This window comes from Actinomyces sp. ICM58 (assembly GCF_000283035.1).
Lineage (GTDB): Bacteria > Actinomycetota > Actinomycetes > Actinomycetales > Actinomycetaceae > Pauljensenia.
In genome coordinates this window covers 1-10,950 of the sequence record NZ_ALIY01000106.1, presented here as the reverse complement: position 1 = coordinate 10,950, position 10,950 = coordinate 1, and the positions used below count along the sequence as shown (strand labels likewise).

General features: G+C 66.1%; 9 protein-coding genes. 7 read left to right on the top strand and 2 right to left on the bottom strand.

Features of this window, described 5'->3' with window-relative positions:
• The 4 genes from pta to HMPREF1138_RS05150 all read left to right on the top strand — a co-directional run.
• On the top strand, nt 1-980 hold a 980-nt coding region (gene pta, locus HMPREF1138_RS05165; protein ID WP_009057370.1), incomplete at its 5' end, for a phosphate acetyltransferase.
• Nucleotides 981-1,077: 97 nt separating this feature from the next.
• A complete protein-coding gene (locus tag HMPREF1138_RS05160; protein WP_009057382.1) occupies nt 1,078-2,277 on the top strand; it encodes an acetate/propionate family kinase in 1,200 nt (399 codons plus the stop codon).
• A gap of 201 nt (nt 2,278-2,478) precedes the next feature.
• Entirely contained in the window at nt 2,479-3,432 is a 954-nt protein-coding gene (locus HMPREF1138_RS05155) for a DUF3800 domain-containing protein (protein ID WP_009057378.1), read from the top strand.
• 167 nt (nt 3,433-3,599) lie between these two features.
• The gene (locus tag HMPREF1138_RS05150; RefSeq protein ID WP_009057374.1) at nt 3,600-4,355 is read left to right on the top strand and encodes an NAD-dependent protein deacylase; all 756 of its coding nucleotides are present in this window, start codon (nt 3,600-3,602) and stop codon (nt 4,353-4,355) included.
• 223 nt (nt 4,356-4,578) lie between these two features.
• Here HMPREF1138_RS05150 and HMPREF1138_RS05145 read toward each other — a convergent pair whose 3' ends face one another.
• Together HMPREF1138_RS05145 and HMPREF1138_RS05140 are read right to left on the bottom strand one after the other, a co-directional pair.
• Nucleotides 4,579-5,484, bottom strand: a complete 906-nt coding sequence (locus tag HMPREF1138_RS05145) for an NAD(+)/NADH kinase (RefSeq protein WP_009057385.1) — start codon at nt 5,482-5,484, stop codon at nt 4,579-4,581.
• A gap of 2 nt (nt 5,485-5,486) precedes the next feature.
• The gene (locus HMPREF1138_RS05140) at nt 5,487-6,497 is read right to left on the bottom strand and encodes an SPFH domain-containing protein (RefSeq protein ID WP_009057384.1); all 1,011 of its coding nucleotides are present in this window, start codon (nt 6,495-6,497) and stop codon (nt 5,487-5,489) included.
• Nucleotides 6,498-6,601: 104 nt separating this feature from the next.
• Between HMPREF1138_RS05140 and HMPREF1138_RS05135 the strand changes: the two genes are divergently transcribed.
• From HMPREF1138_RS05135 to HMPREF1138_RS05125, 3 genes are all read left to right on the top strand, one after another.
• Entirely contained in the window at nt 6,602-7,357 is a 756-nt protein-coding gene (locus tag HMPREF1138_RS05135) for an NUDIX hydrolase (protein ID WP_009057372.1), read from the top strand.
• Between the two features lie 21 nt (nt 7,358-7,378).
• Nucleotides 7,379-9,460: an NAD(+) synthase gene (locus HMPREF1138_RS05130; RefSeq protein ID WP_009057376.1), complete on the top strand. Its 2,082-nt coding sequence runs from the start codon at nt 7,379-7,381 to the stop codon at nt 9,458-9,460.
• Between the two features lie 439 nt (nt 9,461-9,899).
• The gene (locus HMPREF1138_RS05125) at nt 9,900-10,913 is read left to right on the top strand and encodes a siderophore ABC transporter substrate-binding protein (RefSeq protein WP_009057381.1); all 1,014 of its coding nucleotides are present in this window, start codon (nt 9,900-9,902) and stop codon (nt 10,911-10,913) included.
• Nucleotides 10,914-10,950 lie beyond the last annotated feature (37 nt).

Genomic DNA, 10,950 nt, shown 5'->3' with positions numbered 1-10,950 from the left:
CGCCGCTCGCCTTCCAGGCCGACCTCATCGAACGCGCCCGCGCCGACCGCAAGCGCATCGTCCTGCCCGAACCCGACGACGACCGCGTCCTGCAGGCCGCCGCCCAGGTCCTCGCCGCCGGCATCGCCGACATCACCTTCGTGGGCGACGCCGACTACGTCGCCACGCGCGCCGGCGAGCTCGGCCTCGACCTGTCCGCCGCCCAGGTCGTCTCCGTGGGCGACCCCGCCTACCTCGAGCGCTACGCCGAAGAGTTCGCGCGCCTGCGCGCCAAGAAGGGCGTCACCCTCGAGCAGGCCCGTGAGAAGGTCACCGACGTGTCCTACTTCGGCACCATGATGGTCCACATGGGCGACGCCGACGGCATGGTCTCGGGCGCCGCCCACACGACCGCGCACACGATCGTCCCCTCCTTCCAGATCATCAAGACCGCCCCCGGCGTCTCCGTCGTCTCCTCCATCTTCCTCATGGCGATGAAGGACCGCGTGTGGGCCTTTGGCGACTGCGCCGTCAACCCCAACCCCACACCCGAGCAGCTCGCCGACATCGCCGTGACCTCCGCGCGCACCGCCGCCCAGTTCGGCGTCACCCCGCGCGTCGCCATGCTGTCCTACTCCACCGGCACCTCCGGGGCCGGCCCCGACGTTGACGCCGTCGTCGAGGCGACCCGCCTCGCCCGCGAGAAGGCCCCCGAGCTGGCCATCGAAGGCCCCATCCAGTTCGACGCGGCCGTCGACGCGGCCGTCGCCTCCAAGAAGCTGCCTGGCTCCGACGTCGCCGGCAAGGCCACCGTCTTCGTCTTCCCCTCCCTGGAAGCCGGAAACATCGGCTACAAGGCCGTCCAGCGTTCCTCCGGCGCCGTGGCCGTCGGCCCGGTCCTGCAGGGCCTCAACAAGCCCGTCAACGACCTGTCGCGCGGCGCCCTCGTCGAAGACATCGTCAACACCGTCGCCCTGACCGCCGTTCAAGCCCAGGGCTGAACGGGACCCAGGTCCCGGGGTCCGGTTACTATTGACGGTAACCGGGCCCCGGCCTCGTACTTTTCCTCCCCATCCCCCCAACACGAAAGGCGAACGCGTGTCCTCGTCCTCCGTTCTCGTCATTAACTCCGGTTCCTCCTCCATCAAGTACCAGCTCGTCGACCCCGAGACCGGCGACGCCATCGCCAAGGGCCTCGTCGAGCGCATCGGCGACCCCATGGGCCTCATCAAGCACGTGTACGGCGACGCCGTCACCGAGGAAGAGCTGCCGGTTCCCGACCACACCGTCGGCATGCGCGAAGTGCTGCGCCTCTTCGACACCGAGGGCCCGTCCCTGGCAGAAGCCGGCATCCTCGCCGTCGGCCACCGCGTCGTTCAGGGCGGCCGCTACTTCGACGGCCCGGCCCTCATCACCGACGAGGTCCGTAACCTCATCGAAGAGCTGTGCCCGCTGGCTCCCCTGCACAACCCCGCCCACCTCAAGGGCATCGACGTGGCGCGCGAGCTCATGCCCGACGTCCCCCACGTCGCCGTCTTCGACACCGCGTTCTTCCAGCAGCTGCCCGACCGCTCGGCCCTGTACGCCCTGGAGACCGAGACCGCCGAGAAGTACTCGGTTCGTCGCTACGGCGCCCACGGCACCTCCCACCAGTTCGTCTCCCAGGAGATCGCGAAGCTGGAAGGCCGCGACGACCTCAAGCAGATCGTCCTGCACCTGGGCAACGGCGCATCCGTGTCCGCCGTCAAGAACGGCAAGCCGATCGACACGTCCATGGGCCTGACCCCCCTCGAGGGCCTCATGATGGGCACCCGCACCGGCGACATCGATCCCGCCGTAGTGTTCCACCTGCAGCGCGTGGCCGGCATGAGCGTCGACGAGGTCGACACCCTTTTCAACAAGAAGTCCGGCATGAAGGGCATGACGGGCGAGTCCGACATGCGCTCCGTGTGGGACATGATCCACAACGATGACGACCCCGAGGCCCAGCAGCGCGCCCGTACCGCCATGGACGTCTACATCAACCGCCTGCTGAAGTACGTGGGTTCCTACACCGCGGAGCTGGGCGGCCTGGACGTCATCACCTTCACCGCCGGCATCGGCGAAAACGACGCAGCAGTGCGCCGCGAGCTGGCCGAGGCCCTCGCTCCCTTCGGCGTCAAGATCGACGTGGAGGCGAACCAGGTTCGCTCCGGCGAGCCGCGCGTTGTCTCCACTGCCGACTCGGCCGTGACAATCTACGTCTTCCCGACCAACGAGGAGCTGGCGATCGCCCGCCAGGCGCTGACCTTCGCCTGATCGATTGGTGTCGCACGAGGCCGGGGTTCCCGCGTGGGCCCCGGCCTCGGGCGTATCCGTCGCGCGCATTGACTTCACCCCCACACACCGACTACGATTAAGAGTGGTAACGGCGAGCAAGTCCTCGCAGAGTGCCAATCCGCGGGCCCACGAGCGCACACGTTGCGCCGTGGGTCTTTGCGTCTCTCAGTGAGGAGGAACATGCTCATCGCTTATATCGACGAAGTTGGCGAAGCTGGCGCTTTCATTTCAAAGGATCACAAGAGGTTTAAAATATCCCCTGCATTCGGCTATGCCGGCTTTGTTGTTCCTGAACAGCATGTCCATGCTTTATCTCGAGATGTCGCGATAACCAAGCAGAAGTTCTACTCACTTCTCTGCGGCGACGGCGAGGAAGATCCGAGAAACTACGCTCCTACATGGGAGCGTAAAGGGTCTGACATCCTGAGCAAACACGCAATGGGACGAGCAGGACGACAAGAAGTAATTGAGCTGCGCTCGCTTCTCGCACGAATATCGAGTAATTACGGTGGAAATCTCTTCTACTTCGTACGCGAAAAACCCATCGGTTCCCCAGGCCAGGTATGGGGCAAGAACACCGACAACAACTGGGAAAATAAACGCGAGGAGAGAACCCTTGATTGTTTGAGCGAGGCGATCAACCGACTCTGCAGGCACGCCGAACACGAAGACCAAAACATCCTCCTCTTTCAGGACATGATCAACGAGAAGCAGCGCTTTCAGCAGGTGAGACGCAGCTATGCCCACATCTACAGTCGCATCAAGGAACACCAGGAGATGCTGCGGATCCTCGAAGCCCCAGCGTATATCGACTCGGAGCTCTCGACGAACATCCAGTGCGCAGACTGGGTCGCGGCTCTCATTGGCCGCGCATGCGACTATCAGCTGGTTCTCAACAGCTCGTACAGATGGGTAGCAGACAGTTTTTTCAGTGATCTCCATGGCGGTTTCACCTATGAATCCACTCTCCAGTTTCATCGCCGCAGCATCGATAACATCCACCACATCGGGATTCTCGACAGAGCTCGGCCACACCTGGATTCCCTGACCGGCATGTCTCCCGAGAATCTCTCTCGCCTCCAGCTCGTGCATGCTCGCGCAAGTGCGCCCACCACAGGCAAACCGGCAACGTGAGGCCCGACAGCTCATTCACCACGTGCGGGCTTGCTCCAGGAGCTGGCGATCGCCCGCCAGGCGCTGACCTTCGCCTGATCGATTGGTGTCGCACGAGGCCGGGGTTCCCGCGTGGGGCCCCGGCCTCGGGCGTATCCTGGAATGGTAGCGCGAGCGAGGAGGGCCTCATGAACGACGACGTTTCTACCCTGGCGGATTGGATCGCTGCCTCACCGTCCACCGTGTTTTTCGGCGGCGCGGGCGTGTCCACCGAGTCGGGAATCCCGGACTTTCGCGGGGCGAACGGCTTCTACTTTCAGGAGCGCGAGATTCCCCTGGAGACGGTGCTGAGCATCGACTTCTTCGCCAAGCACCCCGAGGCGTACTGGGAGTGGTTCCACGAGATCTACCGTCCTGTCAACCCCAATGGGGCGCACAGGGCTCTGGCCGCCCTGGAGGCAGCCGGTCGGCTGGACGCGGTCGTTACACAGAACATCGACGGCCTGCATCAGCGGGCGGGGTCGCGGACCGTGTGGGAGCTGCACGGCAACTGGGAGCGCCTCGTATGCACGCGCTGTGGGACCGTCGCCGCGTTGGCCGATGCTGTCACGCTTGACGGGGATCCCGTGCCCGCGTGCCCGTCGTGCGGAGGGCAGATGCGCCCAGACATCGTCATGTACGGCGAGTCCCTGGACGAGGGCGTCATCGAGGCCGCCGTGTCTGCCATCGCGCGGGCGTCCACGCTGATCGTGGCCGGCACGTCCCTCGTGGTCTACCCGGCGGCGGGCCTCATCAACTACTTCTCGGGGGACCACCTGGTGCTCATGAACGCCACCCCGACCTTGGCCGACGCGCACGCGGATCTGATCGTCCGCGACCCGGTCGCCCGCACGTTCGACCAGGTTATGGCCGAGTTGCGCGAGGAGGGCGTCGTTCCCGCGTAGGGCTTGCGGCGCACGGGATTCCCTCACGGGCCACGGCCCCAACGCACAGGCGCCTCTCCCCTGCGCACATCCGGATAGGTTGTGCGCATCCGGATAGGTTGTGCGCATCCGGATAGCTTATTTTCCTATCCGTATCTTCATAACCTATCCGGATGTTCGTAACCTATCCACATCTCTGTTCCCTATCCAGAAGCCGTCACACGCCGCATGCACACTCACGGGCTCATCCCTCCCCCAGGCCCGCGGGATCGACCAGGGCCAGGGCGCGCGGGGCGCGCGAAATCCGCACGCTTTGGCCCCACGTCAGGGTCAGGCGGTCGGACTCCATGCCATCGCCAAACAACACGAGGGATTCGGAGCCGACGACGAGGCTCAGCTCCTCGCCCTCGTCCAGGATGCCCTCGGTGTAGTCCACGCCGGTGAAGGGCGAGGGCCACGCCTCGCGCACGAACCACGCGAGGGAGCGCGAGGTCGGGGCGGGCAGGTCCCCCATGTGGCGTCCGCGCTTGAGGGAGGCACCCCACCCTGTGGCCCCCGTCCCAGTGGAGACGACGACCCCGGAGGAGGACTGACGCTCGACGCGAAATCCGAAGGTGAGTTCGTATCGGGCGCTCTGGTGGCTCGGATGCCCAATGAAGACCTCGTTGAGGGCGGTGAGCGTGCGCGAGTCATCGGCTGCCGCGCGCACCATCGTCAGCTGGTCCACGCGCAGGTCGCCGCCCTCGTCGATGCGGCGCAACGCGCCAACCCCCTGGTCGGGCGTGCAGCGCACGAGCACCCCCGCGTTGGACTGGGGAACCGAGTTGACGCCGACCACGGCCTGCTCGCCCGCGTACTTGGCAACGTTGGCGACCAGGCCATCGGGTCCCACGACGACGATGACGTCCTCGGGGGCGAAGAGGAAACGCGACAGGCTGTCGCGCTCCACGTCGGCGCTCGCCCACCCCTCCGGGATGCCCGCGCGCACGCGCGCCAGCGCCGCCACGTGGGACTCGTGGGCGGTCTCGACGGAGGCGAGGGTTCGCCCGCGGCTCCTCAGGACGAATTCGACCTGGCCGCGCGTGGAGTAGCGGTCCATGAGCTCGTCGAGCTCGGTGGGGCGCCGGACGATGACGGCTCGGCGGCGCACGGCTACTTCCCCGCCTTCGCGGTGCCCGTGAAGGCGGCCACGAGATCGCTGAGCACGTCGGCGGTGATGGTGATGTTGCCGAAGGAAGGCATGTTCTTGGCCATTTCCTTCAGGGCGAGGGCACGCGCCACCTCGGGTCCGGCGTCGGCCAGGGCCTGAATGTATGCCGTGTCGTTGCCGATGCGGGCGCGTCCCGCCGTGTTCCAGTCGGCCTCGTAGGCCTTGGCTTTTTCGACGATGCGACGCGACTCCGCCTCGACCGCGATCGCGTCGGCGGCCGCCTTTTCCTCGGCCTCGCGCCGGGCGTTGTGCCCCTCCTGGTCGACCAGGTCGGCGCGTTTGCGGGCAAGGTCGAGCTTGGACTGCATCTCGTTTTCGGAGATCTGGGACTCGCGTTCGACGGCGAGGGCGCGGCGTTCGTAGAGGGCGCGGTCGGCCTCGGCCTGGAGTTGCTCGAGGAGCGGGGCGCGCAGGGAGGATTCGACGCCCTCGTCGGGGCGAAGGCTCAGCAGGCGCGCGTCGACGACGGCCACGCCGGTGGCGCGCAGCTGGTCGTCGTCCGCGAAGGCTCCGACGAGCAGGGCACCGACCCTTTCGAGAGACCCGCTGATAGCGTCGGTGAGCGTCATCCCTCCGATCGCCGAGGCCAGGGCGGAGTGGGCGATGCGGGTGACAGTTTCGTCGATCTGCCACAGCCCCTGCGCGTCGGCCCCCGCCTGACGCGGGTACAGGCCGAAGTCGTAGTGTTCGGCGGCGGCTTCGGCGTCCTCGATGTGGTAGGTGATGGCGACCTGCGCGTTGATGTTCTGCTGGTCAGCGGTCGTGGCCTGCACGAGGAAGCTGTGGGCGCGGTTGGCGGTGGGCACTTCCGCGAGCGCGCAGCGCCCGGCTCGCAGCCAGAAGGACTGGCCGACGCCGGATCGAAGCGTGCGTCCGGCGCGGATCTGGACGACGTGGTCTCCGGCGCCGCCCTGGTAGCGGATGAAGAAGGGGTGGTGGTGAAGAGTTCCCATGATGGCTCCTTGGTCGTGTGGTCGCCCACTTGTTTGTGTCACTATGACGATAACTCCCCTCGGCAATTAATGTCAAATCGACACAAATAAGTTATGCTGACACCATGACTAAACCCCTGACCATCCCCGTCGCGGTCGACATCGTCGCCCTGACCGTCATCGACCACACGCTTCACGCGCTCGTCGTGCGCCGCGGAATCGAACCCTTCACAGACCACCTGGCCCTGCCCGGCGGATTCCTGCGCGAGGGCGAACAAACAGACGAGGCGGCCGCGCGCGAACTCGAAGAGGAAACAGGCATCACACCCCCAGGCCACCTCGAGCAGCTACGCTCCTACGGCCCCCTCGGACGAGACCCCCGAGGCCCCATCCTCTCCGTCGCTCATCTCCTCCTCGCCCCATCTTTTTCACCCACCCGCGCGGGAGGCGACGCCGCCGGAGCCCTCTGGCACCCCGTCGACGCACTCCTCACATCCCCCTCACCCCTCGCCTTCGACCACGCACGAATCCTCGCGGACGGCGTCGAGCGCGCCCGCTCCAAGATCGAATACTCCCCCCTGGCTACCTCCTTCTGCGGCCCCGAGTTCACGATCACACAGCTGCGCACCACCTACGAGGCCATCTGGGGATCAGCCCTCGACCCGCGCAACTTCCACCGAAAGGCCACCAAAACGGCCTCGTTTATCGTACCGACGGGCGGCACCGTGCGAGAGGGCGCCGGGCGTCCGGCAGCCCTCTACCGACTCGCCCCGGGCGTCGACGAAACCGCCTTCGTCCTCGACCCACCCCTGCGCCGACCCACCTCCCCGGCCCAGGCCTCGTCGACGAAGAGCGCAAGCGCGCCGAGTACGCAAGAATAAGCCCAGTACCAAAGGAGAACTATGAACTTCCATTCCCTCTACGACCAGGGCTTTGCGCGCGTCGCCGCCGTCACCCTGCCCGCGCACCCCGCGCGCCCCTTCGACAACGCGCGCGAGATCATCGACGCCGCCCGCGAGCTTGATACGCGCGGCGTCGCGGTCGCCGTCTACCCCGAACTGTGCGTGTCCGGCTACGCCATCGACGACCTCCTCCTGCAGGACGTGCTGCTCGATAACGTCGAGAAGGCCCTCGCCAACATCGTCGAGGCCAGCGCCGACCTGCTGCCCCTCCTCATCGTCGGTGCACCCCTGCGCAAGGACAACGCCCTATACAACTGCGCGGTCGCCATCCACCGCGGACGCGTCCTCGCGATCGTCCCCAAGTCACACCTGCCCAACTACCGCGAATTCTACGAGAAGCGCTACTTCGTCACCATGCCCCCGCGCGCCTGCGAGCGCATCGAGGTGCCGTGGGGCGGCGTCGAAGAATTCAGCGGCGGCCCCGCGTGGGTCCCCTTCGGCCAGGTCCTCATCTCCGCCGACGACGTTCCCGGCCTGACCGTCGGCATCGAAGTCTGCGAGGACATGTGGGTGCCCGTCACCCCGGCCACCGAACTGGCGCTCGCGGGCGCGACCGTCCTGGCGAACCTGTCCGCCTCCCCCATCACCGTCGGGCGCGGCGCGGACCGCGAGCTCATGGTCCGCTCGGTATCCGCTCGCTGCTCGGCTGCCTACATCTACACGGCGGCCGGCATGGGCGAATCCAGCACGGATCTCGCATGGGACGGCGAGACCATGATTTACGAGGCCGGGGACCGCCTCGCGATCGGCGAGCGCTTCCAGGAGGGCGCGCACATCACGATCGCCGACGTGGACCTGGAGCGCCTGCGCACCGAGCGCAAGCGCCAGAACTCGTTCACGGACAACGCGCAGCGCTACTTCGCGGGGGATGAGCGCTTGTCCCCGCAGGAGGTCGAGTTCACCCTCGATCCGCCGCGCACCGACCTTGGCTTGGAGCGAGCGGTGAACCGCTTCCCCTTCGTCCCCAACGACCCCACGCGCCTAGAGCAGGACTGCTACGAGGCCTACAACATTCAGGTGGCCGGCCTGGTCCAGCGCCTGCGCGCGATCGGCAACCCGAAGGTCGTCATCGGCGTCTCGGGCGGCCTGGATTCGACGCACGCGCTGGTTGTGGCCTCCCGCGCGATGGACCTGCTCGGCCGTCCACGCACGGACATCCTGTGCTACACGCTGCCCGGCTTCGCGACCTCCGAACGCACGAAGACGAACGCGACGCTGCTGTGCCGCTACCTGGGCACGTCGTTCCAGGAGATCGACATCCGTCCGGCAGCCACGCAGATGCTGGCCGATATCGGCCACCCCTACGGAGAGGGCGAGGCCACCTACGACGTGACCTTCGAAAACGTCCAGGCGGGCCTGCGCACCGACTACCTGTTCCGCTTGGCCAACCATCTGGGCGGCATCGTGCTGGGCACGGGCGACCTGTCCGAGCTGGCGCTGGGCTGGTGCACCTACGGCGTGGGCGACCAGATGAGCCACTACGCTGTCAACACGGGCGTGCCCAAGACCCTCATGCAGCACCTGATCCGCTGGGTGGTGGCCTCCAAGCAGTTCGACGACCACGTCGGCGAGGTGCTCCTGTCGATCCTCAACACTGAGATCTCCCCGGAGCTGGTTCCCGCCAAGCCGGGCGAGAAGATGCAGTCCACGCAGGACAAGATCGGCCCCTACAACCTGCAGGACTTCACGCTCTACCACGTGCTGCGTCGTGGCGCGCGCCCCTCGAAGATCGCGTTCCTGGCGGAGAAGGCCTGGTCGGACGCCTCGGTCGGCTCCTGGCCGGTCGGCTTCCCCGAGGAGGACAAGGTCGCGTACTCGCTCGAGGAGATCGTCAAGTGGGAGCGCCTGTTCCTGTGGCGTTTCTTCAGCCAGCAGTTCAAGCGCAGCGCCCTGCCCAACGGCCCGAAGGTCATGGCCGGCGGCTCCCTGTCCCCGCGCGGGGACTGGCGCATGCCCTCGGACGTGTCGGGCGCGGATTGGGTCGCCGAACTCGACGAGGCCGTGAAGGGCCTGGTCGACTGACTTCACGCTCGCTCAGCTGACTTCACGCTCGCTCGGCTGACCGAGCTAGTTCCCGGGGCGGTGCTCATTCGAGCACCGCCCCTCGGCTTACTCAGAGCAGCACTCACATTTTCGCACGTAATTCCCCCGAGACGTCGCGGGATCACACGCCAAAAACGTTGAAAATACGCCGTTTTTCAATGTGCTAATAAAGCTTAGGTTAGCCAAATTACGTGCGAAATTTCTGAAATGCGTGAGCTTGACAACAAGCGACCATAGTCGGCGGGAGGGAGGTGCGGCCGACGAACGCGTGAACGCGGAGCCCCGACGGGGCAGCGCGAAACTATGTGCACACTCACACGCACGCTTGCCTAAATCTCTGTAAGGTTAGTTTTGACAGTTAGGTAAGCCTAGCTTTTCCTATTTCAGTCTCACCGCAAGCACCTATGACGGAGAAATGATGTCTCGCACGACCACCTCCCTGGCCGCCATCGCCGCCATCGCCGCCCTCGGCCTCGCCGCATGCTCTTCCGGCACCACCACTTCTTCCTCCCAGTCCTCCGCTTCACCGAGCGAGACCATGCAGGCCACCCAGGCCTCGTCCGTATCCATCGACGCGAACGACGGCACGGTCGAAATCAAGCTGCCCGTGACCCGCGCGGCCTCCCTCGACAACCGCACCTTCGAGGTGCTCCAGCAGTGGAACGTGCCCCTGGTCGCCGCCCCCAAGAAGCTGATCCCCACGACCGTCACCGCCTTCAACGGCGAAGACGTCGCCGACGTGGGCATGCACCGCGACCCCAACCTGGAGGCCCTGGTCGCCGCCGAACCCGACCTCATCATCTCCGGTCAGCGCTTCTCCAAGTACGACGCTCAGATCAAGGAGCTGGCGCCCGACGTCCCGCTCATCAACCTCGAGCCGCGCGAGGGCCAGCCCTTCAACGAGGAGCTCATCCGCCAGGTCACCGACCTCGGCGAGATCTTCGGCAAGCAGGCCGAGGCCAAGCAGCTCGTCGACGACTTTAACGCCTCGATCGAGCGCGCGAAGAACGCTTACGACGGCTCCTCCACCGTCATGGCGGTGGACGTCTCCGGCGGCAACATCGGCTACGTGGCGCCCGGCAAGGGCCGCACGTGGGGACCGGTCTTCGACCTGCTCGGCCTCAAGCCCGCCCTCGAGGTCGAAGGATCGACCGACTCCCACACCGGCGACGACATCTCCGTTGAGGCGATCGCCCAGGCCAACCCGGCGTGGATCTTCGTCCTCGACCGCGACGCCGCCATCACCAAGGACGGCTCCAACACTCCGGCCGAAACGGTCATCAACGACAACGCCGCCCTGCAAAACGTCGCCGCCCTGCAAAACAAGCACGTCGTGTACGCCCCCAACGACACGTACACCAACGAATCCATCATCACCTACACGGAGATCTTCAACTCCATCGCAGACGCCTTCGAGGCCGCGAAGAAGTGACCCTCTGACACCTTACGGGTGCCGCCCCTCGGGGCGG